We start from the raw sequence: 24,781 nt of genomic DNA on the forward strand, positions 1-24,781 counted from the left end.
TTACTTGTCAAATATTTAACTGTTGCCAAAATGTGGGTAATGACAAAGCTTTATTTATGTATATTCAAATAGCTGTAGTTGCGATCGCAGTCATCTTAATAGCTGGAGAAAATCTAAAGGCCGTTGCAGACTCGCAATCTTCTACTAAAGATGGCCTTAGTAGTATTGTGGCAACATCGACATTAGAGATAGAGGGAGGGTATGCAAAATATGCTGATTATATCGGATTAACTCCAGTAGATACCCAGTCTGTGGAGTTTTCCCAAATTTCCCAAAGAATTGTCAAAGATATCCAGATTCGTTTTGTTAATAACAAAGATCAATTGCTCGATGAAAAAGGTCAGCCGATCAAAGGACGAACTCGAAAAGATTTCATCATTGGTCTGCTGAAACTTAAACCTGGTCAGGTATTCCGTGAAGATTTACTGGAAGCAGACTTGCAACGATTGCGGAGATTAGAGTCATTTAATGAAGTCAATGTTTATCGACAAGAAGATGCCAACAGCGTTAATCTCATCTATGAAATTAAAGAGCGTAACTTCCCTTCTCTAATATTAGGAGGCGGTAGTAACGAAGATGTTGGATTATTCGGTCGGGTGGGTTATAAAGATGAAAATATCAGCGGTCTTAACGATAAATTAGATACAACTGTGCAAATCAGCGGTAAAGATGTCCAATTTAATGGTCAGTTCACTAGTCGTTATCGTCCTGAAGAACCAAACCGCTTAGGCTACAGCATCAGAGCTTTTCGTAATCGTAATATATCGGGAACCTTCAACGAAGATATCAGATTATCTACCGGTGACAAAGTACGCGAGGGAAGGTTTGGCGGTTCTGTAGGAGTTTTACGATCTTTTAATGAGTGGGATGCGGCTATAAGTTTGAATTATACCAGAATTAGCTTACGCGATCGCGAATATAATGTCGCACAGGTCGATAGATTAGGGAGTCCTTTATCTGTGAGCGGTACTGGCATTGATGACTTATTTACAGTATCATTTGCTGTATCCAGAGATCAACGCGATCGCCGAGAAAATCCGACTCAAGGATCAATCCTCACTCTCAGCACAGAACAAGCAATTCCGATTGGACTGGGCAATATTTCTAGCAACCGCCTACAGGGAGATTATATTCAGTATTTACCAGTCAGTTGGATAGGTAATGGTAGACCAACCGACAATCCAGAAATGTTGGCGATTAATTTGCAAATTGGTACGACTCTTGGAAACTTTCCACCAGCTGATGCTTTTAATATTGGTGGACTAGATTCTGTCAGGGGTTACGGTTATGGAAAAGTTGCCAGTGGTCGGAGTTATGGTTTAGCTTCTGTGGAATATCGTTTCCCAATTTTTTACTCAATCGGAGGAGTTCTTTTCACTGACTTCGCCTCAGATTTCGGGTCTAGCGAAACCGTGCTAGGAGAACCAGGAGTGCTACGAAATAAACCTGGAAGTGGCTTTGGTTACGGCTTAGGATTGCGCGTCAAGTCATCCTTTGGGCTAATTCGAGGTGACTTAGGAATTAGCGATCAAGGAGAACTTAGATTTGAAGTTACTACAGGTCAGCGATTTTAACGGGTGGCAAAAAAGCCCTAGTACCGCTGCGCGGAAGTCAAAAGTCAAAAAGCTCGAATTTCGCGGCTTTGAGCGATTTAGAATGGTGAGGCAGTCCGGTCTTGGGGGTTCCCCCCATGAGGAACTGCCGAACCCGAAGGGGTAGTTTATTTTTGCCGATGTGTAGTAGAAAACTACTGAAGATTGCTTAATAACACACTCAGGGCGATTTCATTCTAAAAAGCTGCTTGAGTATGTCTAGTCCAAAAGGACATAATTCAAGATATTGGAGATTACTTGCACATTTGTAACGTGCGGCGATCGCTAGCAGCGATCGAATTTAACCGATAAAAGTCTTCCAGAGCCAAGGAGTAAGCATAAGAATTTGACTCATCATCACTAACCTGGGGCAGTCTATTGCTTGTAGCTACCTGATTTGATTGCTCAGAACTGGCTTCATTTGACGAAGTATTAACCGTCATTGCCAATTCTCCTGATGGGTTGATTGTACCCTGAAAACAATTCAACTCTGATTGGGGCATATACAATGCACCCTTTACCTTGTCCTGCTGCTTTTGAAATATGATATAACCTTGACCAAGCTGGTTGGGTTTTGGGGATTGACCATAGAGGTAAATCCCATCTTTTACAGGAAAATTTGTTTTTGGTAAAACTCTGGCGCTTTTTGTAGTTCCCTGATCGCCTGGAACCAATGCTGTGACTATAGGTGCTGTGTTTCCGCCTCCAGAAGCCGCATTAAGTTGACTTCTTTGCTCTCGAACTTTTCTAAGCTGCGACAAAAGAGAGTTTTCGGAGGTTTTGTGAATCTGAGCCGATGAGAATCGAGAATCTGTAAATGATGTTACATGAGTTTGTTTGGATATAAGGCCCAAACCGAGAAGTAAGCCTAAGCCCGCGAGGGGAATTCCCCACTTCCGGGGAGATAATAACTGATGAAGGTTGTTAAGCACCCTACTTCTCCTGTTAAAAAAACTAACTAAGTTCTCTAGAACTTACTTAAATCATAACCAAGTCTTAATTGTCAAAGACTTTATCCACGACTTATATTACTATTGTCCAAAAAATAAAACTGTCAAAAACAAAAGTTTTTATCGAATTTGGTTTTACAATCTTAGATTAGCATCAGTTAGAGTCTTTATAACAGAAGGTAGGAGGTAGGGGGCAGGGGGCATGGAGGCAGAAGGCAGGAATAACCCACGTTTAAAAGCGTGAGATTGAAGTAAGAAGAATTGTATCTCGCTACACTCTACTGAATATAATTCTTCTTTTAAAACTGGATTTTATACCCAGAATTAAAGTTTTCATATCATGTGCGGCTAATTAGTTATAATTCCCAAATCTATGCAGAAAGCCCAAAAACCCCTCCTTTCTGCCCCTCTGCACCCCTGCTCCTGGAGCGGTCTTAATGATAAGTCTTTAACCGGACACGATATCATGCATCATTTTTCCTCCTGCCCCCTTCAAGAAACTTGTATATCTTGTAGCTTTGCCACCATTTCTGCACGCGCCGAAACCTTCAACTTCCGAAACATCCTCTTCAAAGCTTGTTTGACGGAATTTTGCGTAATCCAAAGTTTTTCTCCAATTTCCGCATTCGTTAACCCCTGTGCTACTAACTCGGCAATTTCTAACTCACGCGCTGTTAGAGGACTTACTAAAAGGGAATGGGATATTTTGGGTTTTGTCCGTAGGGTTGCCATTTTTGCTGACAAATGAATACATAAAGCACTCAAGTCAGCTAAATCGTTGCCATTAAAGGCAGGATTTCCCTTGTCACGTGCCAAGTTAAGCGTTCCTACAAGACGACCATCGCAAACAATTGGCCCAGTCATCACGTGTTCGTGGTCGGAACGCGAACAAAAATGCTTCCAGTCTCCTGGCGATAATAATAACTGTTCGTGGGCGGGAGCATGACGCTCAACCACATAGCGTCCCACTGGATTGCTCTCTAAGCATACTGCCGGAATGCCTGTAACATTAATCTCAGTGCTTGGCTGCTCATCTAGGAGATAAATACCCCAATTTTGCACGCCAAAATGCTCGCTAATTTGATCCGTCAGAGCAAGTCTTAACTCTTGCTCATTCTGGACATTAGCGATCGCATGAAATACAGCGTGTAGAGAATTAGCCATAAGTGTACCCAGTTGGGGACTATCCAAGCCTCAACAATTACTTCTATGCTAATACCAAGGAAACTAAAACGCTAATTACAGTAGCGACTAGGAGAAGCACATGACAGTTACACAACTCTCTGCTCAGGAACTTTTCCGGGCTGCTTATGAAAACCGCTATACTTGGGATAAGAATTTCCCTGGTTATACCGCAAATATTACCTTTAAGCATGATGATAAAGTGTTTACAGGCAAAGTTATCATCAGTGCCAATCTCAAAGCCGAAGTTTTGGATGTAGATGATGAGTCAGCCCAGAAAGCAATTCATGGTCAAGCCTGGGAGATAGCAATTCACCGCATCCGCCGCAGCTTTGAAGACACCCACAGCGCCAATACGTTTAGCTATGGTAAAACTGACGAAACTGGTGCGGTTGAGCTTTTAATGGGTGGTAAGGCTGAAGGCGATAAATACAAAGTTCGCAATAATGAAGTCTGCCATGTTCACCGTCTAATCCACGGTACTTTTGTTACCATTGACACCTTCAGCAGTCATGACACTGGGGAAGGTTATCTATCCCATACCTATGACTCTGTGTACAATGACCCGAAAACTGGGGAACAGAAGGGCGGTAGAAGCGAATTTATTGATGAGTATGAAAAAGTTGGTGACTATTTCATCCTAAATCGTCGGGAGATTCGCACCGAGACAGCAGGACAATTTTCTACTCAGGAATTTATTTTCTCTGACATTAAATTGTTGGAACCTGTTGCTGCTTAAGCTGTATTCTGTAATTCAAAAATTAGCGATCGCTCTTGAGTTAAAGGGAGCGATCGCTTTTATTTTTTGGGCATTCCATGCGTAGCTGTAGCCCATCCTAGACATCGCTCAATCACGTTAAGATACTTTATTAGGTGTTCCTAATCAAGCGGTAATCTACTTATGAGTCAACTTGAAAACATTCAAGCTGAGTATGAAAAGTTTCCTGAAGCATTGGAGAGTGTAATTATTAGCACTGTGAGCGCACAAGCAATACCCAATGCTAGTTATGCTCCCTTTGTAATGGATGATTCCAAAAATATCTACATTTACGTCAGTGGTCTTTCGATTCATACCAAAAATCTTTATGCCAATCCTCATGTTAGTGTCTTGTTTATCGAGGATGAAGCTAAAAGTAATCTAATTTTTGCGCGTCGTCGTTTGAGTTTTGATTGTACGGCAACTTTGATAGAGCGTGAAACGGACAATTGGAATCAAATTGTTGAGCAATTTCAAAGGCGGTTTGGTGACATTATCGAGGTTTTGCGCGGCTTATCTGACTTTCGGATTTTCCGGCTAACTCCCAGTGAAGGTCGTTTTGTAGTTGGTTTTGGGGGAGCATATCATATTAGTGGCGATAACCTTCATCAACTCGTTCAAATTACAGGAGATGCCGAAAAAAACAAGGGTAAACTATGAATTATGAATTGCAAGAATTTAGCACCCAAGAGTCAGAAGCTAGAATTTAGCAGGAATTGATATATTGATTCATCAAATGTTCTCCTGATTCTTGAAATATTCAGACAAATGTATTTTGATTCCTGAATTAGTTTGACTGTATGCAAATTCAAATAAACTAAACTTTTTAATTTTATGCTTCAGTTTCAACCTCCTGGCTTTGGACATAAAGTCATCCATACATTCTTGGGGGCAATGGTTTACTATACCCAAACGAATGCACCTTGGGCGATTGCTGACACTGAAGATTTACCCCCATTATTATTTCTCCATAACTTTGGTGGGGGAGCGTCTGCTTATGAATGGTCTAAAGTTTACCCAGCTTTTGCCTCTAATTACCGCATTTTAGCCCCCGATCTCATCGGCTGGGGAGAATCGGCCCATCCAGTTCGGGATTATAAAATTAGGGATTATCTCAGTACGATCGCAGAGTTTATCATCCAAACTTGTCGCCAGCCGGTGACAGTGGTAGCCTCATCTCTCACAGCCGCTTTTGCTATCCGCCTAGCTATTGTTCAACCCAATTTATTCAAATCACTGTTTTTGGTTTCCCCTTCTGGATTTGATGATTTTGGGCAGGGTGCTGGACGCAGACTTCCGCTTTCGGTAATTAATGCGCCTCTGTTGGACAATTTTATTTATATGCTTGGTGCTGAAAATGAAATTGCAGTCCGAAATTTTTTACAAAGTTTTCTCTTTGCTAAGTCACAGCGAGTATCTCAAGAAATGGTAGAGGCTTATTTAACCTCGGCACAACAACCTAATGCCAAGTTTGCTGCTTTGGCATTTTTGCGGGGCGATCTTTACTTCGATCTGAGTTTATATATCCAACAATTAACAGTTCCCACAGTCATTTTTTGGGGAGAAAAAGCACAATTTACCGACATCAAATTAGGACAACGCTTGGCAAATTTAAATACAAGAGCAATTCGAGATTTTTATGCGATCGCAGATACCGGAATATTACCTCACTTGGAAATACCAGAAGTTTTTATTGGTCTATTGCAGCGGTATCTTTGAGAATTAAAAGATATTTTTATAGTCAACCAAAGTAATCTCGTTACAATAGACAATGACTGGAATCATATCATGTCCGGTTAAAGACTTATCATGATTGTCCGCTTCAGGGGCAGAGGTCTATGGCAGGAAACCCTAACGCTCACCGGGAGAGCAGAGGGGTACAAGGGAGGGGTTTTTGGACTTTCTGCATAGAGAAAGGAAATTATAACTAATTAACCGGACATGATATTATACACCCAAAAACCGACCAGTATATAGTAGTTAAATTAATTGCGAAAGTAGTCACCATACACTCTATTTAGCACCGTGATGCATTCTAATGTCCTGATAGCACATCCTTCAACCACCACGATCGCTCTCGTTGGTGCTGGCTTTAGTGGTTCTTTAGTAGCGGCTCACCTGTTAAAAACTGCCAACCGCCCCCTATTGATTAAACTGATTGAGCGCAGTCACGACATTGGCAAGGGAGTCGCCTACAGCACGGACACCATCAGCCATTTGCTGAATGTATCCGTAGGCAAAATGAGTGCCTTTCCCAGCGATCCTAGTCATCTGCTGCGCTGGTTAAACTATAACCGCAGTGAGTTAGGGACATTTCTGCCCAGTGACTTGAATGCCAGCAGCTTTATTCCCCGTCAGATATTCGGGCTTTATATCCAATCGATTTTGGAGGAAGCTGAAGCCACGGCATCGAGTAACGTCCGGCTAGAGCGCGTCATCGATGAAGTGGTGGCAGTGGAGCCACAAGCCAAAGGCGCGATCGTCTCCTTGAGTAGCAGCCGTACTTTCGTGGCAGACAAAATTGTACTGGCACTGGGAAACGCCCCTTCTCCCCCTCCTGGATCGCAACCCTCTGAGGACAATGACACCCCCTACCTACGTCATGCTTGGTCAGCCGAGGCGTTGGCAGAGTTGAAACCTGATGCGCCTGTATTGCTGATTGGCACTGGACTGACGATGGTGGATATGGTGGTATCACTCCACGCTGGCAACCATCAAGGCAAAATTTATGCCGTATCTCGCCGGGGATTGTCTCCGCTACCGCATCAATCGACTAAACCCTACCCCGCCTTTTTGACCCCAGACACCGCGCCGAAAACAGTTCGCGGCTTGCTGCGGCGCATTCGCAGTGAGGTGCAAACGGCAGCAGTGCAGGGCTACGACTGGCGATCGGTGATTGATTCCCTGCGTCCGATCACCCAGCAACTCTGGCAACAACTGCCCCTCGTAGAACAAAAACGGCTTTTGCGCCATGTCACCCCCTATTGGGATGTACATCGCCATCGAATTGCCCCCAAAATTGCCAAGATTGTCCAAGCAATGCTGGATTCTGGGCAACTAACTATTACCGCAGGGCGCATTCAGGGCTATCAGGCGGCATTTGAGGCGGTGGCAGTGACCGTTCGCCAGCGCCAAACGCAAAAAAATCAGGTTTTGCAAGTCGGTCGCGTGGTGAATTGCACCGGGATACAGGCAAATTATCAGCGATCGCCCCAATCCTTAATTGCCAATTTACGCACCCAGGGATTGATCCGCCCCAACGATATTGGCTTGGGTTTGGATACTACCCCCGATGGTGCTGTATTAGATGCTCAGAGTAAACCTTCAAGCCTACTCTATACCTTGGGTACTCCCCGCAAAGGCAATTTGTGGGAAACGATCGCTGTTCCCGAACTGCGCGAGCAGGCTCAGGCATTGGCGACAACAGTGTTGCAATCCTTACCAGTGCGGGTGCGTCCCGTTTCGCCCATTTCTCGCGCCACTGAACAAGAATATAGCGACCTTCGACTTGCCATACCCCAGTCAACACTATTGTTTCGCCAATTCTTTGACCCAGAATCTAGCACCTACACCTATCTGATTGCAGACAGTCAGACTAAAGATGCGGTGCTGGTAGATACAGTATTGGAGCAGGTTGACCGTGATTTACAAGTGCTGGATGACTTGGGGTTGAGTCTTTGCTACTGTTTAGAAACTCACATCCATGCTGACCATATCACTGGTGCTGGTAAACTTAGACAGCAAACGGGTTGTCAGGTGATGGTGCCCCAAAATGCCACTGCTAGGTCTGCGGATCACTCCCTTGCCGATGGCGAAACCTTAATCGTAGGGGCAGTGCGGATTGAGGCGATCGCTACACCAGGGCATACCGACAGCCATCTGGCTTATTTAGTCAACAATACCCATCTGTTAACGGGGGATGCCTTATTGATTCGCGGCTGTGGACGCACAGACTTTCAATCGGGTGATGCGGGTACTCTGTACGAGACAGTGACGCAACAGTTATTTACTCTCCCAGAAGAAACCCTGGTTTATCCCGCCCATGACTACAAAGGGCGCACTGTTTCTACTATTGGTGAAGAAAAACGCCTCAATCCCCGATTTGCTAATCGCAGCCGCGAGCAATTTATCGCAATCATGAGCCATCTGGGTTTGAGTTATCCCAAAAAGATGAACGAAGCCGTACCCGCCAATGAATACTGTGGCGATTTCATGCCCGAAGAGAGTCTGAGCAATGGTACGAGTTTGGCGATTGATGTAGATCGTGAAAAAGTAGAAAAAACGCTATCAACTAATACTGAAATTTATGAGGACTACTTTGCTATGTACATTTAGGAGTATCGTGGCTACCTAGAAAGTAACTGCGCGTTTAATGCTTTAGTAATGCGATCGCCAGAAGCTTCTAAGTGAGCTAAGGTGTAAAGATCGAGGCTTTTTCCGTCAGGGTGACGCTCGGTCCTCGCTATCGCTGGCGCTAACGCAGTGGTTTCAAGGGAAGGAACCCCGCTAATGATCTGTTCGCCAAGTTGTTTGAGTCTGACATCAATGGCTTTTTGCAGTTGGCGCAGTTTATACCAAGCTAATGTCCGCCCATCTTCAGGTGTATTAGTAGTACCCAAGATCATCTGTAACAAAATATTCAGATGTTCCCGTTGCAATGAACGGCGGATGCTAGAAATTGGCTTTGGTTCTCCTGGGGCGAAAACTTCTGTCCAGATGCCTGTTTGCAGGGTGTCGAACAATTCTGGTATGGAAAGCGCTTCTCCGGGCAGGGTTTTTAATTCTATATCTTGTAAGCGATTCAGGCGATCGCTGTCTAATAGCGATCGCAATATTGCACTTTGAAAACTCAAAATGCGATCGTGAATTGGATAATCAAGGCGGTTATTAGGTGCAGAACTACCCCAGTGTTCCCAACGGGACGGTGCTAGTTGATTGAGCAATTGTGGTGAAAAGCTAAAAGCATCTTCGGCAAATACATACTCTTGTAACTTTGTCAACGCTTGACGTTGTTTTAAAAGTGAAACTGGTACAAATGCCCAAGCATCATCACTGGTATGGAGACGCCGAAACGATTGTCCGCCAATGTATTTAGAAAGCAAAGTGGCGTTCCGAAAATAATATTTAAGTACTCTATTAAATTTCAGGCGTAGGTTACTATAGCTTTCTCCTTTCGATAGATAACCCTGATCAAGACGCTGCCACATAAAACGAGCATTATCCATTTGCCACTGTGAATAAAGTAGCACATCACTACTCATATCCCAGACATTTGCCAAAGGATTGATATCCCAGATATCTTCATCAGTTGCGTAAGATAATTCTGGTTGAGGCGACGCTAGTGCAATCTGGTCTAAAAAACTTTTTTCTGATTCTGGAATCGTTACCTCAAGTGCTGTTGCTGGAAATTTTTTGTAGCCATACTCAATTGCCCATTCGTCATAAGGCCCAATAACTCCTGGGAAATAGTCACCTTGTTGTACTCCCTGTGGTGCTATATTCACAGGTACATAGTCCATCACCGAACCCACTAAACCTTTGGTGTGAGTGATTTCAGTATTATTTAATTCTTGTGGCGCTAACATGGTGCTGCCATAAAAGTTGTGGCGCAAACCCAGAGTGTGCCCAACTTCGTGAGCGATAAGAGAACGCAAATATTGATGTACATACTCCTTCATCGTTTCACCACTAGGTGTAGTGTTTGGCAACATTGACAACGCTAGCGCCCCCATAGCTGCTTGATTTGAAGACTCCATACCATAGCAGGACTCAGAGGAGAAAAACAAAGCAGAGGAAGATGATGCAAAGAATCTATCCAGATATTTTCTTGCGTGTTCATGTCCTTTCATCTTTTCTGGACATGAATTTGCCTCGATTAATGCATGATATTCTTGCTGAACTAAACGCACCATATTGGCATCCACAATAATATCTGCATCCAATATTTCCCCGGTGAAGGGGTTAACGCGCATCGGGCCTTTGGCAAAACCTGCATCTAAAGAATTGAACCAGCGAATAGTGTTGTAATGTACATCTGCTGGTTTCCAATCAGCATCATCTGGCATTTGCTGCACTTCAATAGCATTTTGAAATCCGGCTTTTTCAAATGCTTTGTTCCACATCAAAACGCCTTCACGAATCGCATCACCGTATTTTAGTGGTACAGCATTTTCAATCCAATACACAATTGGTTTTTTCGGTAGAGATAAAGGGGCGTTAGGATCGGATGGTTCTAGATGCCAGCGATTAATGTAACGTACAAATGATTCACGAGCATTATTATCAGAAAAGTCTTGGAAAGCAGTAGTAAAATATCCAACTCTATCATCGGCAAGTCTGGGAATATAACCATTGTTTTCTCTCAACTGAGAAAAACTGTAGTGTACCTTTAGAGTGAGTGCCCTACTATCGGGTACAGTGATTAAATTTGAACCTTCTAGTGATGAAAAACCGTAAATCGAATCAATCTCTATGTTTTCTGGGAAGCTGTTAACATCACCAAAATATGACTTGCGTGCATCTAAGCGGTAATCGGCTTGCAAAGAGTATTTTAATAGAGAAGTTAATCCAGGAAAATCCTGTATTAGCAGTCCATTCAGGTCGATTAGAATATTTTGATTTTTGGGATCGATAGTAGCTATTTCGAGTGAATAAAGAACTGAATCGCTAAATGAACGAGCCAGCGATCGCTGTTCTGCTATACTGTCTGTACGGAATTTTACATTACGCACAACAAAATGCAATCTATTATTTATTCTTCGGAAGTAAAAGATAAAATCAGAAAGAGGTAATCCACTATAAATCCCACTTTACCCAATGCCTGATTCCAATGTTACTATAGCTAGGTAGTTTTTATTTAGCTGCTCTGGCTTAAGTTCTAAAAAAACTTTTCCCGAATCCTCGCTACAATAAAGTGTGAAAAGTCCTTCTAGTTTATCTATCCGATTAACAATCCCATTAAATAGACAAAAATCTTCCTTTTTAATCTCAGCAATATTCTTGTCAGCACTTACTAAGTTTTCAACTACAGGGAGTACATTTAATTGCTGTACATCAATATTAGAAGTATTTGAAAGTTGGTTTGCTTCTGCATAATCATTTGATAGCAACAAGCTATACAGTAATACTATACAGACTGCTAATTTTGTTATCCAGTATTTCATCCTTTGGCTTTCCACCTGAACAGTTCTCGTGTTAAGGAAAAATGTCGAGTAGTTTTTCGTCTGTAAGTCCTTCAAATATCTAGGGATTACAATATAAATTCACTCAATCAGATAAACAATGCCTCTAATACAGCACAGCAGAAATCCAGCTACCATCTTAATTAACTAGACAAATTGTTCAAGCAACTTGTTCAAGGTAGGCAAACTTCCGCCACAGTGTACTAGTTTAAAAGTCGTGTGACTGTTGATTGTTATTAGTAACTATTCAGGAATTATCCATAAGCATCTATCTTTTAAGGTTGATAATTTTTACAACCAAAGATATATGTTTTTTTTATTTCTACTTGTATTAAAAACCAAATGTTGTATTAAAAATGTATTTAGTGCTACATTTAGTAGCCCAAGAAATCTCAAGCATGATTTATAAACAAAGAGTAATACTGATAAGAAAGCTATTATTGAGCATTTAAATGCTTTTTTCGGATGAATTTTGGAAATTTATGCTAATTTCAACCGTTTTCTCAGATAGTCAATTGTTCTCAATGGTCTTTAAAGCGTTATGACCACGCAAAATCAGCTTTTTTGCCTAATTATCGACCATTTGCTCTAGGCAACCACAAACCAATTTTGAGTGATTTGCGGTTATTTTATGTACAAGCAAAAGTGAGTACACCAATTTCTACCGCTTGGGTGATGTCAAAATCAAGCAATCTATGAAAAATATCGTGGTTAACTAAATATTGCAGTTAATACATATCTGGCGAAATTAAATATGCGTTATCCAGAACCCTTGTAGAGACTTAGCATTGCTAAGTTTCTAGATTCTTTTTCTCCTCTATGAATGGTTTGATTTAGTTGATTTGCTTGTGGATGATTGGTATAGTCTCATTTAAGATATTTCATAACTGAGATATGCCTTTTGTTAGAAGGATAATTATTTTTTTATAGGTAATCTTTATTTGTACTCCAAAAAACAAACTAATTCGGCAATGATAAATTTGATTTCTAGGACTATTAGTCAAATCAGTTCCCTCCTTAAAGGACTTCAAATAAAAGGTTTTTTGGCTATTGTCATAGTTGGTTTTCTAGTGCTGACGACGAATGTTGCTCCTGGGCAAAGTAACACAGGCTTAAAAGAAAGAGTTCGCGAACAGATACAGCAAGATGATTCTCAAAGACCGAGAACAATCGGGGAATGGAATAAAGAAGCTCGTGAAACCAAAGGTGCTCCTGGTGAACGACTTAAAAAGATTGGAGAAGAGTCAGCAGAAGCCTTTAAACAATTTGGAGCTGGCTACGTAGAAGGTGCTGAGAAAACTGCTAATGATGTCGGGGAAAGTGCAGCACAAACAGGCAAAAAAATACTGAACTAAGTTTGACGTCAAATGCATTCTAATCTTTACTTGGCAGTAAGTACTAATAACTTTTCGCCAATAAATGAGTAATATTACGAAGGCTGGTATCTAACCAACGAACTCTTCTAATATTTGCGTAAAGCGTTCACCCTTACTGAGCATAGATTGTAGCATTTCGTCAATTGCATTAAATATAGGTTTTTTAGTAGGGGTGTACAGCTAGCTGTATACCCCTACTGCGTATTATTTCACGTCCGTTTGATCACTATTAAACTTGAAGAACCCCAAAGACTCAAAACTATACTTTGTTTACCGTTGCTTTGGCTTATTAAAGGCTGCGAGCTGCTGGTTTGACTGGAGGCAGTAACCCACCTACAAGAGGATTACAATGCAGAACCTTCCAACAAAATTTCAACCACAGTTGGTTGCTTCTGTCAATGCGTAAATCATAAATTTAGTCTTTTCAAAGATTAACAAGTAATACTTTTTTACTTTCTATTGTAATCAAGTTAACATCTATCCAAAGAAATACCTTTTAATAATCTTTTAATTTGGCAACAGACTTATAATTGCTAAGTCTTTCATTTGGCACTTGCCAAGCATTATTTTGGCTTTGAACGATCTTCTTTATGATTTTAAGACATCTGTCTTCAGTAGGGTAAAACTCCAAATGTACATTTGATAACATTATTAAGAATAAATAAATAATTGCGATTTGGAGTTAATCATGACATCTACACAAACCAACGATCCAACTATTCGTGAACATGTACAAGCTTGGCAAAATTTAAATGTAGATCAACAACTTGCTTTGTTTTGGTTTATCTACAAAGAAATGGGGGGTTCAATTACTCCAGCCGCTCCTGGAGCAAGTACTGTTTCTCCAGAAATAGCTGAAGGTTTATTTAATCAAGTTAAGGAATTATCTCACGAACAACAATTACAAGTTCAGCGTGATTTGATTAATAAAACGGATACCCAAATTTCTCGTGAGTATGGCTCTTTGGGTGATACTACAAAACTCCTATTTTGGTATCGATTATCTCAAGGGATGGATAATGGTACTATAATTCCTGTACCTAATGATTATGAACTTCCTTCCGAAGCTAAACCATTGTTTGGCAAAATTCAACTCTTAGAGTTTGAACAGCAGATTACTCTTTTCCGTGATTATGTTTCGCCACTGGGTGCTGAAGCCGCAAGTGTTGGAATTTAGCACTTTTGAACTTTTTAGGATGCTAAGGGTATCTATTAAGTTATTTATACCCTTGTCTTAAAACTTTCTAGATTCGCCAGTCGCTTAATATAAAGCTAAATTTTGATGGCTGGCGTATTTAGTAATTTTTATTTCATTACTTTGAGATGTTTATGACTTCTATAAATATCAAATTTGTATAACAAAGTGTATCAGAATTTGTGAATTTGGATATAGACGCTCACTTGATAGTTATAGCGTTACTGTATACTAAAACTATCTCATGCAATTCCAGCGATCGCTGGAATAATTAGTTTGGAAGATTGAAGCTGTGGATAAGTTTAAGTTGATTTTAGTAAGCTAGCAGAATTAACATCTAAAAACAACGTCGCTTGGGGTTGTTGACGGAGAATAGAAGCCGGACAGTCTTTACCAACGTAACTTTCCAGCATTTCTTTTACCACATTCGCTTTACGTTTTTCTGGAGCAAGACAGATAATTTTTTTAGCTGAACAAATTGTTGGAATGGTGATAGTAAAAGCATACTGTGGCACGGTTTCTAAATTCGGAAAGTGACCTGTACTTACTTGTTGCTGACGGTTCACAGTATCCAGTTTTACCAGTTTAACTTTGTAAGGATCTTGAAAATTTGTTACAGCTGGATCGTTAAAAGCTAAATGCCCATTTTCGCCAACACCAAGACAGCATAAGTCAATCGGTTGTGCTTGCAATAATTTAGTGTAGCGATCGCACTCTGTTACTGGTTGTAATGTATCACCTTCTATATAGTGAAATTTTTTAGGATTAACTCGCTTCTCTACACGTTCTCGCATATAACGCCGAAAACTAGCAGAATGGTCAGCAGTAATTCCCAAATATTCATCTAGATGGAACAGAATAATCCGTGACCAATCTACACCACCCAATGCAATCAAAGCATTAAGAAATTTGAGTTGGGAGTTACCTGTAGCTAACAATACAGCAGCTGTATCCTGCTGCTTAAGAACTTGCTGTAAATACTTTTGCACGATTTCGGCAACATCCTCGGCCATTTCGACTTCAGAGTTGTAAATCTGCACTAGTAAATCATCAACGCGAAAAAAGTTTGTGGCGGCTACCATTTGCTTACATAGAAAGTTATCAATTATACGGCACTTTTCTCTGAGGCTTTACCTATCTGCCCTTATATGCCCTATCCAGTATAGATTTTAGGATTTAGCAGATTAATTTCTGACTCTTGAAATTTTCTTCTCCAGTCCATAATCCCCGTATTAACGAAGGAATAATCACTAAAGACAAAAAACAATGTAAACTATTTAAATTAAGTTAACAATTATTTACATTCTACCCAAAAATTATGCTGGCTGCAATTCTCTTTGACCTAGACGGGACTATTGTCAACACTGACCCTATACACTACCGAGCTTGGCAGGAAATGCTGTTAAATTACAGCATAGAAATAGATGAAACATTTTATAAATCCCGAATTAGTGGAAGGCTAAATCCAGAAATTGTTAAAGACATTCTGCCACAATTATCAACATTAGAAGGGCAAAGATTTGCAGACGAAAAAGAGACGCTTTTCCGCAAACTCGCCCCACATCTCAAACCGCTAAGTGGATTTTCTGAACTACTAGCATGGACAGATGCACATCAATTAAAACGTGCATTAGTAACTAATGCCCCTAGATTAAATGCAGAATTTATGCTAGAGGTTTTGGGGATCAAAGAAGCTTTCCATACAGTTGTTTTAGCGGATGATTGTATTGCAGGTAAACCCGACCCTGCGCCCTACCAAGTTGCCCTGAATAAGTTGGAGATTACAGCAGAAGAAGCGATCGCTTTAGAAGACTCTCCCTCTGGTATTCGTTCAGCGGTGGGCGCAGATATCCGCACCATTGGCATCGCCTCCACCCACGATCCGCAAATTTTGCAGTCAGTCGGTGCATTTATGGCAATTCCAGACTTTACTGATTTGCAGTTGTGGACATTGCTAAACTCACTCATCGAGCCAGATTTAAGTGCGATCGCTTCTAATTTTTGAGGGCAGGGGGCAGGAGGCAGAGGAGCAGAGGAGCAGAGGAGCAGGGGGCTAAGTTCCAAGCTACGTCCGCAAGTATCAAAGCCTCATTAATGAGTATCAAAGACTCATTAAAGGAGTTCTAAGCCTCATTAATGAGTATCAAAGACTCATTAATGAGTATCAAAGCCTCATTAATGAGTATCAAAGACTCATTAAAGGAGTTCTAAGCCTCATTAATGAGGATCAAAGACTCATTAAAGGAGTTCTAAGCCTCATTAATGAGGATCAAAGACTCATTAAAGGAGTTCTAAGCCTCATTAATGAGGATCAAAGACTCATTAAAGGAGTTCTAAGCCTCATTAATGAGTATCAAAGACTCATTAAAGGAGTTCTAAACCTCATTAATGAGTATCAAAGACTTAATTAATTAGGATTTACGCACAGGTAATGAAAAACTTCCCCCTCATCCCCCATCCCCAAAAACTCCACTTTTTAACCGAGCCATATCACGCAACGGTGGTGCGCCGAACAACCGACTGTATTCACGGCTGAACTGTGAGGGGCTTTCATAACCCACGTAATGACTAGCTGTTGCCGCATCCATACCTTGCCCCAGCATCAGGCGACGGGCTTGTTGAAGTCTAAGCTGTTTTTGATATTGCAAAGGACTCATGGTGGTGACTGACTTGAAGTGATGATGCAGGGACGAGGGACTCATGCACGCTTCACGAGCGATCGTATCGATCCGAAATGGTTTTTCGTAGTTCCATTTAAGCCAGTTGATCGCTCTGCTAATTGCTTGGAGTTGTTTATCGACTAAAGCAATCTGTCGCAATCTAGCACTGTGTTCGCTTGATAACAAACGGTAGAGAATTTCTCGAATAATCAAAGGTGCGAGGATGGGAATATCTTCAGGTGTTTCCAACAACCGTACAAGTCTTATTGCAGCATCAAGCAGTTGGGGGCTAACAGGATTAATAGACAAGCCCGGTTTTAGTGGTTGGTTAGCGGGAGCGTCTAGTTTTGCCTCCATCATCAGTGTGCTGAGTTCTCCCGGATCTAAATCGAGCCGAAGGCACAGATACGGAACGGTTGGCGTTGCTTCAATCACTTGACCGACGACAGGCAGATCGATAGATACCACCAAATATTGGTCTTGACCATAAACATACAGATTGTCTGCCAACATTACCTGTTTCTTGCCCTGAGCGACAATGCACAGGGAAGGCTCATGCAGGGCATGAAGAGGCGCAGTTAGTTGTGAGGAGCGGATCAGGAACAGCCGCTCGATCACTGTGGGATGGACACCATCTCCATTACTGTTCTGTGCAATCAGAGCGGCTAGCTCGGACTGCTGCTTTCTAACAGTTTGTTCCATAATGTCGTTTGAAATCTTTATGAAACTAACATTCAGGGCAGCCGCAATCTATTCAGCCGCTTAGGTCAGCTTATCTTTTTATGATAAACAATGAAGGAAAATGCAGGATTAGGCAAGAATTCCGCAGGTTCAGATTACCGCATCAAGCTTTGACTCTTTTAGATTAAAAGTGTGCTAGAAAGTACAACCACTTGGAGATACGGTTTTATGACTACCAACGAAAACACTGGCAAAGAACAGAAAGTCGTACTTATTACAGGTGCAAGCAGCGGTATCGGTGAGGCGACAGCACGTCTACTCGCTCGTAAGGGCATCCACGTTATTTTGGGCGCACGACGCACGGAGCGGCTAGAAACCCTCGTGGCTACAATCCGCTCTGAGGGCGGCTCGGCGGAGTATCAGACCCTCGATGTCACCGATCGCGCCAACTTCCAAGCCTTTGTAGAATTTGCTCAGAGCAAATTTGGCCGCATTGATGCGATCGTCAACAATGCAGGCGTTATGCCGCTCTCGAAACTAGAAGCGCTGAAGGTTGATGAATGGGACTGGATGATTGACGTGAACATCCGTGGCGTACTTAATGGCATCGCCGCTGGGCTACCGTTGATGAAACGCCAGGGATTTGGCCAGTTCGTTAACCTGTCCTCCATCGGCGGACACGCTGTCTGGCCAACCTGTGCCGTTTACTCAGCCACTAAGTTCGCTGTGTTGGCAATTTCAGAAGGGCTGCGTCAGGAAAATACCGACATTCGCGTTACGGTCATCTCGCCGGGTGTAACAGAGTCGGAACTCGCCGATACCATTACTGACGCCGAAGCTGGCAAAAGTATACAGGAATTTCGCAAGATTGCCCTTCCGGCGGAAGCGATCGCCAGAGCGATCGCCTTTGGAATCGAGCAACCGGATGACGTTGATGTGAATGAGATTATCGTGCGCCCCACAGCCAGCGTATAGTTACGCAAAGATGCGGTGAATTTTCAACCTCACCTCGCAGTAAAACAACACAGAAGCGATATATGACTACCCAAAATCAAATTCAACCTCGCCAACTTGGTTCTAAAGGTCTAACTGTTTTCCCCCTAGCTCTTGGATGCATGGGTATGTCTGGTGTGTACGGTGCAGCAGACGAAAACGAAAGCATTGCAACTATCCAGGCAGCTCTTGACCACGGGATGACATTATTGGATACTGGCGATTTTTATGCCAGCGGGCAGAATGAGATGTTAATTGGTCGGGCAATCAAGGAGCGTCGAGACAAAGCCTTGGTTTCGGTGAAATTCGGCGCTTTACGTACTCGCGATGGCGGATGGCTTGGTATAGATACCCGCCCTGCTTCGGTGAAAAACTTTGTAGCTTATAGCCTTACCCGATTGGGAGTAGACCACATTGACATCTACCGTCCGGCTCGATTAGACCCGCAAGTTCCCATTGAAGACACTATCGGCGCGATCGCCGAGCTAGTCAAGGCTGGCTACGTCCGACATATCGGGTTATCGGAGGTGGGAGCGGACACCATCCGCCGCGCCCACGCTATTCACCCCATCAGTGACCTACAAATCGAGTACTCCCTGATTAGCCGTAGTCCTGAGAGCGAGATTTTTCCTGTACTGGAAGAACTTGGTATTGGCGTGACTGCCTATGGTGTGCTTTCACGAGGACTGTTAAGTGGCTCCACTCCAGGCACACAGGGAGACTTCCGTGCCTACTTACCACGCTTCAGCAAAGAAAACCTTGCCCAGAACCAACGCCTAATCGATGAACTAAAGCAAATTGCCACCGAGAAAGGAATTCTTCCTTCGCAATTGGCTATTGCTTGGGTACTTGCCAAAGGCAGAAACATTGTGCCGGTTATCGGCGCACGCAAGCGCACCCAACTTTCCGAATCGTTGGCGGCTTTGGATGTGAACCTATCCTCAGAGGACTTAACCCGCATTGAAGCAGCAATTCCTGCATCTGCGATCGCAGGTACTCGTTACGATCAACATCAGATGCAAATGCTGGACAGCGAACGCTAATGCGTAACAAAGTACTTAGAGGGTTTGTAGTGAGTTAGCGCGTTCTGCTCTACGAGACGCTTCTTAAAGGGTTTACCCATGAGCGATAAACTTATCCCGTTGGGTAAGCAGTTTAGTGTTTAGAAAATAAAGACTAAAGTCCTGACTACGAGCCTCTACTTATTTTTCAGCCAGAATCGCGTAAATTTCCCGTTTAACTTGATCTAAAAGCTCACGCACCCGATTTATCCGCTCCATATTGCCACTACGAGCAACCTGCACCACCGCAGCAGCTAACTCTGTAGCGGCATTCCGCAACTCAATAAACTCTTGGGGCTTACCTGTAACAAAACTTTTGAAGGTATCCCAAGGAGAGTCTGAAGGTTCTTGTTGGGCACGTTCTGCCAATAATTGTTTACCCTCATCCGTAATCGTATAAATCCGCTTGCCCCCTTCCTGCGCGCTCTTGAGATAACCACCTTCTTCCAACAATTGCAGTGTTGGATACACTGAGCCAGGACTGAGGCGACGAAAACCACCATAGCGAGTTTCCATCTCTTTAATCAGATCGTAACCATGACTAGGATGCTCGGATAACAATTCCAGCAGAATGAACTTGATGTCACCCCGACGAGTCCGATATTCATCTCCCCAACCACGACCAAACATTTCATTGCCAAAGTGTTTCTCATGATGTCTACCATGATGCTTGTCATGCCCAAACCAAGACCTAACAAGCAATGAATCCTCTTCGCTTATTCCTGCCCATGCAGGTGCGCCAAAACGTGACCGAAAATGTCTAAACATAAGTGAATCTCAAATCAACTTTCTCTAATATACGATATATCGCGATATATTCCGATATATCGGAATATAATTTTGATGAAGATTTGTAACGAAGGCAATTTCGACTAGCTAAGAGTCTGTACTTGTTCAACAAAAGACTCTATCTACGACGTTTAATCGTAGATTAAGCATTTTTGCTCAACTATGAAGTAATAGGTGTAACAAAGAGTTCACTCCACAGACTAAACCATGTAAAAATACAGGGTTTGGTTTTTTCATGCCACTTACTTACAGCAGTTTTCACGTATTTGAAGCACACCTATCGTAGGGGCGCAAGGCCTTGCACCCCTACTGCGTGGTCTATTTACCTGAAAATAGCTGTAATACATCTATCTTGTATTTCTAGATAAAATATGTATAAGTACGAGATATTTTAGTTAATATTTTCTTGATATTGGTGTTAATTACAGATGTGAATATCAGAATTTATTGCTAGTTAAAATTATTAAAACTAATTTTGTAAATTTATAAAATACTTTATTTTTTTGTATAGATTGTGAACTTAACTTGGGAATACTAAGTGTAAGAAAAGTTAAAATTATACAAAACTTTATGATTACTTAACTTTTTCTACTAGCATTCGCTGCTAAATAATCTAAATTCCTTTTTTGAACCACAGTAGGGAACTAATCGGCTTCAATCGAAGCTGACTAAGTTCTCTCAAAACTTTCATTGAACCCAACAACAGTTTATTTACACTTGCTTGATTCGTATACCAACCATCTAAATCAGTTTTTAACTGCTTATTACAGCAATAAAACTAGTAGATGCCGATATCCCGGTTAGTTAAGAATCACTTTCGATTTAATACTATTCGGATAATATAAACTCGCCTGGATTCAAGGGAGTGAAGGAAAAAATAGTCTCCCTTTTAAAGAAAGCCAGTGTGTTGCAAACTTTCCTAAATTTATAGGGACAGGTGTTAGCTTTGCTTACCACCAGTTTTCTATTCAAGAAAAGCTGATTAAATATTTTTGTTTGGGTTGAGATAACAATGTTAGTAACTGACAGTGGCGAACGTGGTAGTGGCAGATAGAACGAGTGTAAAGTTCTCTCTCGATTATTTGCAGTAATTTTTGAGTATTGCGGTCAAAAAAGTGAAATACCTCGTACTTTAGTCGGGAGATGAACTTAAATCGCGGCAATGACTTTGCTAATGGCACAATTGAATGGTGTGAGTTCGACTTGACGAGTGCCTTCATGTCCATAAGTCAAACTCACGCTCAGATAACTATCTGGCTTGTAGGGTAATCGTTCTGCCCATTCAACTGCCACAATTCCTGGTATGACTTCAACACCTTCCCAGTAACTTTCTAAATTTAGGGTTGCAACTTCTTGCGGTTCTAAGCGATATAAATCTAGATGGTAAAGGGGAAAGCGCCCTTCCGTATACTCATTAATCAGCGTGAAAGTCGGACTGACAATGGGTTCAGCAATTCCTAAACCTTTACCAATACCTTGAACTAAAGTAGTTTTACCAGCGCCTAAATCACCTTCTAGTAAAATTACACTGCCAGGTGTCAGGGATTCGCCAAGAGTAATACCTAAGCGCAGGGTTGCTTCTGTATCTGCAAGAAAAATTTTCATGATTGAGGTATTGGGCATTACTGATTAGTCTAAAAAAATGACAAATGACAAATTTTCATTTTCCTTAATTTTGAATTTTGAATTTTGAATTTTGAATTCCCCGAAGGGACTGACCTCTACCGTACCACCGCAATAACACTTGTGCTAGTTTCTGGGGATTGTGACGTACAAAACCTGTTTCATCTTCATACAAAACATTAGCTGGAACAATCCGTCGCCCTAGCTGAGTTACTGCTTCTCTATCGAGGAAAACGGGATGAGAGTTTTGTTGGGCGTAGCGGATGAGCGATTGCTCTGAGGGAGATTTTTTGTGTATCAGTACAGCATCGAATAGTCGTCTTTGTCCACAAGCAGCATCAATTGCTCTGATGTGATCGGCAACAGTGTAGCCTTCAGTTTCTCCGGGTTGAGTCATTATATTGCAGATATAAATACGGGGGGCATCTGATTGAGCGATCGCATCGGCAATTTCTGGTACTAATAAATTAGGAATTAGGCTTGTATAAAGGCTACCTGGGCCAATAATGATGTAATCAGCTTCTTTAATTGCCTTAATAGCTGCTGGCACCGCCGGGGGATTAGCCGGAATGCAGCCAATTTTGACAATTTTACCGCCAGCTTTCGGAATACTAGACTCCCCCTCAATACGACGACCATCGGCTAATTCTGCCCAGAGGCGAACATCACTGAGAGTTGCTGGTAGTACTTGTCCTCGCACCGCTAGAACTTTAGAACTGGCTGCAACTGCTTGTTCTAAATCTCCAGTAATATCACTCATTGCCGTTAAAAACAAATTGCCAAAACTGTGACCAGTTAACCCATCTCCAGCCCGAAAACGGTATTGAAACAATTCTGTTAATAACTTTTCTTCATCTGCTAGTGCAGCCAAACAATTGCGAATATCCCCTGGTGGTAGCACTCCAAATTCTTGACGCAAACGCCCAGAAGATCCACCATCATCGGCGACAGTGACAATTGCAGTAATATTAGCGCTGTAGGTTTTCAGTCCCCTCAACAACGTAGAAAGTCCCGTACCACCGCCAATTACCACTATTTTTGGGCCTCGGTACAATCGACGATGGGCCAGCAAGACATCAATGAGTTCCTCTCCGCCTTCTGCTCTTAGTACCTTAGTAATTGAGCCTACGGTGCGAGTTTGCCCCCAAAGCACTAACAACAAGCCGCCAAGCAGCACCAAAGGCCCACTGATATAGTTCGGTAAGAGGTTGGTGATGACTCCCAAGAAACCTCTAACCAATTCAATCATCCAAAAAATTGGGGTCAGCTTAATCCAAATGGCTAACCCCAAACTCGCCAGCAGTACACCCCCAACACTAATCAACAACCAACGTTTTACCGATAGTCCAGGGGATAACCATTTGAACCACTGGTTAACCCGATAAGAAGTACGAGAGCGCGACTGCTTTTGCAGGGCGTTGAGGGCTTGTCTGAGAAAACCAATTGACATACCTGATTTGGAGCAGTGCTACAAACAATAATTAACAGAAAATCTACACCACTTGGTTTAAAACACCAGGCGTGAAACTATTATATTTATCAATCCTATTAGACTAAGAGCAAGTCGTGAAGATTGCCAGTATTTCTAGTTAAACAATACCCTGGCTTGGTAAAAGTGAATTTAATGGAAAAACGAATTTTAGGATTAGATCCAGGACTGGCAATTTTAGGATTTGGGGCAATTAGCTACACACAAAATCTCAACAAGGTGCAAGAGACTACAGTAAATATGCTGGATTTTGGAGTCATTAAAACGTCAGCAGATGTAGAAATGGGACAACGCTTATGTACCTTGTTTGATGATTTACACACCGTGATAGAGGAATTTCAACCAGATTTAGTAGCGATCGAGAAACTATTCTTCTATCGTATGTCAAGTACAATCCTGGTTGCACAGGCGCGGGGTATAGTCATTTTAGTGTTGGGTCAGCGTCGTCTTCCTTATGTAGAGTTTACTCCGGCTCAAATTAAGCAAGCTTTAACAGGCTATGGTAATGCTGATAAGTCAGAAGTGCAAGAAGCGGTGGCGCGGGAGTTGGATTTAGATGAAATTCCTAAGCCAGATGATGCTGCGGATGCTTTGGCAGTGGCTTTAACGGCTTCTTATCAGCTGTAGCTAAGTGCTGAGTGCTGTTAGCAAAAGCGGGGCGTTTAGCCCGTGCTGAGTAAAAATCCAGTTGTTTCAAGACTTTGAGCAATCAACACTGTCCTAACCTGTGTGACTACGGCTATATGTTTCAAAGACTACCAAGAGCCAATTAACAATTCAAAATTCACGCATTCACGCATTCAAACATTTTAGACATTTCAGACGAACGCGAGTGCGTCTCTAAGAGTTGAGAAGTGCCAACTCCTGCGGGGAGACGCCAAGGGGGATGCGCGGGTTAAGAGCGTTGTGGCAACTATGTTCCATTTAAACCCCGGCTGAAACTGATCGGAGGCGGAGTGGCTCCGACTCCGCGCTACATATAGATGTAGGGGTCTTAAACCCTTGAATTTACGATAAAATTTTGCATCCAGTTGATAGCTTAATTGCAAAAAGAATATAATGCTTTAAACATCGTCAGTATAAGCTTTTCAAGGTTTTCGCGAACCTCCTTGGAGTTTGCAATCAATGATGAAAAATGTACAAATCAGAATCAAGTGAAACTCTACTAGAACACTCGGAAAATAAAGCATAGAAGTAATACCAATTCTCTAAAAGCTGGCTACAGATAAAGCTACCAAAATATATTGCCTTC

The 24,781-nt window shown here is 42.1% G+C and carries 18 protein-coding genes and 1 pseudogene; 11 read left to right on the forward strand and 8 right to left on the reverse strand.

Translation table 11 applies throughout. From position 1 onward, the window contains the following. Nucleotides 1–56 precede the first annotated feature (56 nt). Nucleotides 57–1,574, forward strand: coding sequence for a BamA/TamA family outer membrane protein (locus tag HWQ58_RS26705; protein ID WP_292869569.1), 1,518 nt, complete (start codon nucleotides 57–59; stop codon nucleotides 1,572–1,574). 272 nt (nucleotides 1,575–1,846) lie between these two features. On the opposite strand, the gene HWQ58_RS26710 is transcribed toward HWQ58_RS26705, so the two are convergent. Both HWQ58_RS26710 and HWQ58_RS26715 read right to left on the reverse strand, forming a co-directional pair. Continuing rightward, a complete protein-coding gene (locus HWQ58_RS26710; RefSeq protein ID WP_292869572.1) occupies nucleotides 1,847–2,524 on the reverse strand; it encodes a hypothetical protein in 678 nt (225 codons plus the stop codon). Nucleotides 2,525–3,034: 510 nt separating this feature from the next. Next, nucleotides 3,035–3,706 (reverse strand): LuxR C-terminal-related transcriptional regulator, encoded by a 672-nt coding sequence (locus HWQ58_RS26715; protein WP_292869574.1) that lies wholly within the window; start codon nucleotides 3,704–3,706, stop codon nucleotides 3,035–3,037. Nucleotides 3,707–3,806: 100 nt separating this feature from the next. Between HWQ58_RS26715 and HWQ58_RS26720 the strand changes: the two genes are divergently transcribed. The 4 genes from HWQ58_RS26720 to HWQ58_RS26735 all read left to right on the forward strand — a co-directional run bounded on the left by HWQ58_RS26720 (nucleotide 3,807) and on the right by HWQ58_RS26735 (nucleotide 8,816). Next, nucleotides 3,807–4,463: a DUF3386 domain-containing protein gene (locus HWQ58_RS26720; RefSeq protein WP_292869577.1), complete on the forward strand. Its 657-nt coding sequence runs from the start codon at nucleotides 3,807–3,809 to the stop codon at nucleotides 4,461–4,463. A 162-nt stretch (nucleotides 4,464–4,625) separates the two neighbouring features. Continuing rightward, nucleotides 4,626–5,141, forward strand: coding sequence for a pyridoxamine 5'-phosphate oxidase family protein (locus HWQ58_RS26725; protein ID WP_292869580.1), 516 nt, complete (start codon nucleotides 4,626–4,628; stop codon nucleotides 5,139–5,141). Between the two features lie 174 nt (nucleotides 5,142–5,315). After that, nucleotides 5,316–6,200, forward strand: a complete 885-nt coding sequence (locus HWQ58_RS26730) for an alpha/beta hydrolase (RefSeq protein ID WP_292869583.1) — start codon at nucleotides 5,316–5,318, stop codon at nucleotides 6,198–6,200. 309 nt (nucleotides 6,201–6,509) lie between these two features. After that, entirely contained in the window at nucleotides 6,510–8,816 is a 2,307-nt protein-coding gene (locus HWQ58_RS26735; RefSeq protein ID WP_292869625.1) for an FAD/NAD(P)-binding protein, read from the forward strand. A gap of 11 nt (nucleotides 8,817–8,827) precedes the next feature. Here HWQ58_RS26735 and HWQ58_RS26740 read toward each other — a convergent pair. Then, nucleotides 8,828–11,644: pseudogene (locus HWQ58_RS26740) on the reverse strand (zinc-dependent metalloprotease). A 989-nt stretch (nucleotides 11,645–12,633) separates the two neighbouring features. Between HWQ58_RS26740 and HWQ58_RS26745 the strand changes: the two are divergent. Both HWQ58_RS26745 and HWQ58_RS26750 read left to right on the forward strand, forming a co-directional pair. Then, nucleotides 12,634–13,017, forward strand: coding sequence for a hypothetical protein (locus tag HWQ58_RS26745; RefSeq protein WP_292869586.1), 384 nt, complete (start codon nucleotides 12,634–12,636; stop codon nucleotides 13,015–13,017). 709 nt (nucleotides 13,018–13,726) lie between these two features. After that, nucleotides 13,727–14,215: an orange carotenoid protein N-terminal domain-containing protein gene (locus HWQ58_RS26750; RefSeq protein ID WP_292869589.1), complete on the forward strand. Its 489-nt coding sequence runs from the start codon at nucleotides 13,727–13,729 to the stop codon at nucleotides 14,213–14,215. Between the two features lie 320 nt (nucleotides 14,216–14,535). Here HWQ58_RS26750 and HWQ58_RS26755 read toward each other — a convergent pair whose 3' ends face one another. Next, the gene (locus HWQ58_RS26755; protein WP_292869591.1) at nucleotides 14,536–15,315 is read right to left on the reverse strand and encodes a glucosamine-6-phosphate deaminase; all 780 of its coding nucleotides are present in this window, start codon (nucleotides 15,313–15,315) and stop codon (nucleotides 14,536–14,538) included. 236 nt (nucleotides 15,316–15,551) lie between these two features. Here HWQ58_RS26755 and HWQ58_RS26760 point away from each other — a divergent pair, with 236 nt between their 5' ends. Then, nucleotides 15,552–16,238 (forward strand): HAD-IA family hydrolase, encoded by a 687-nt coding sequence (locus tag HWQ58_RS26760; RefSeq protein WP_292869593.1) that lies wholly within the window; start codon nucleotides 15,552–15,554, stop codon nucleotides 16,236–16,238. A 442-nt stretch (nucleotides 16,239–16,680) separates the two neighbouring features. Here the strand turns inward: HWQ58_RS26760 and HWQ58_RS26765 are convergent, their stop codons facing one another. Then, nucleotides 16,681–17,595: an AraC family transcriptional regulator gene (locus tag HWQ58_RS26765; protein WP_292869595.1), complete on the reverse strand. Its 915-nt coding sequence runs from the start codon at nucleotides 17,593–17,595 to the stop codon at nucleotides 16,681–16,683. A 207-nt stretch (nucleotides 17,596–17,802) separates the two neighbouring features. On the opposite strand from HWQ58_RS26765, the gene HWQ58_RS26770 reads away from it, so the two are divergent. Both HWQ58_RS26770 and HWQ58_RS26775 read left to right on the forward strand, forming a co-directional pair. Next, entirely contained in the window at nucleotides 17,803–18,549 is a 747-nt protein-coding gene (locus HWQ58_RS26770; RefSeq protein WP_292869597.1) for an SDR family oxidoreductase, read from the forward strand. A gap of 62 nt (nucleotides 18,550–18,611) precedes the next feature. Beyond that, complete coding sequence (locus HWQ58_RS26775) at nucleotides 18,612–19,610, forward strand: aldo/keto reductase (protein WP_292869599.1); 999 nt, start codon at nucleotides 18,612–18,614, stop codon at nucleotides 19,608–19,610. Nucleotides 19,611–19,769: 159 nt separating this feature from the next. On the opposite strand, the gene HWQ58_RS26780 is transcribed toward HWQ58_RS26775, so the two are convergent. From HWQ58_RS26780 to HWQ58_RS26790, 3 genes are all read right to left on the reverse strand, one after another. After that, a complete protein-coding gene (locus tag HWQ58_RS26780) occupies nucleotides 19,770–20,396 on the reverse strand; it encodes a PadR family transcriptional regulator (protein ID WP_292869601.1) in 627 nt (208 codons plus the stop codon). Nucleotides 20,397–21,566: 1,170 nt separating this feature from the next. Next, the gene (gene tsaE / locus HWQ58_RS26785; protein ID WP_292735393.1) at nucleotides 21,567–22,022 is read right to left on the reverse strand and encodes a tRNA (adenosine(37)-N6)-threonylcarbamoyltransferase complex ATPase subunit type 1 TsaE; all 456 of its coding nucleotides are present in this window, start codon (nucleotides 22,020–22,022) and stop codon (nucleotides 21,567–21,569) included. A gap of 64 nt (nucleotides 22,023–22,086) precedes the next feature. Beyond that, nucleotides 22,087–23,490, reverse strand: a complete 1,404-nt coding sequence (locus HWQ58_RS26790; RefSeq protein ID WP_292869603.1) for a gluconeogenesis factor YvcK family protein — start codon at nucleotides 23,488–23,490, stop codon at nucleotides 22,087–22,089. A 174-nt stretch (nucleotides 23,491–23,664) separates the two neighbouring features. On the opposite strand from HWQ58_RS26790, the gene ruvC reads away from it, so the two are divergent. Further along, a complete protein-coding gene (gene ruvC / locus HWQ58_RS26795) occupies nucleotides 23,665–24,156 on the forward strand; it encodes a crossover junction endodeoxyribonuclease RuvC (protein WP_292869605.1) in 492 nt (163 codons plus the stop codon). Nucleotides 24,157–24,781: the final 625 nt, after the last annotated feature.

The organism is Nostoc sp. LPT, from assembly GCF_017115165.1.
Classification (GTDB): Bacteria; Cyanobacteriota; Cyanobacteriia; order Cyanobacteriales; family Nostocaceae; genus Nostoc.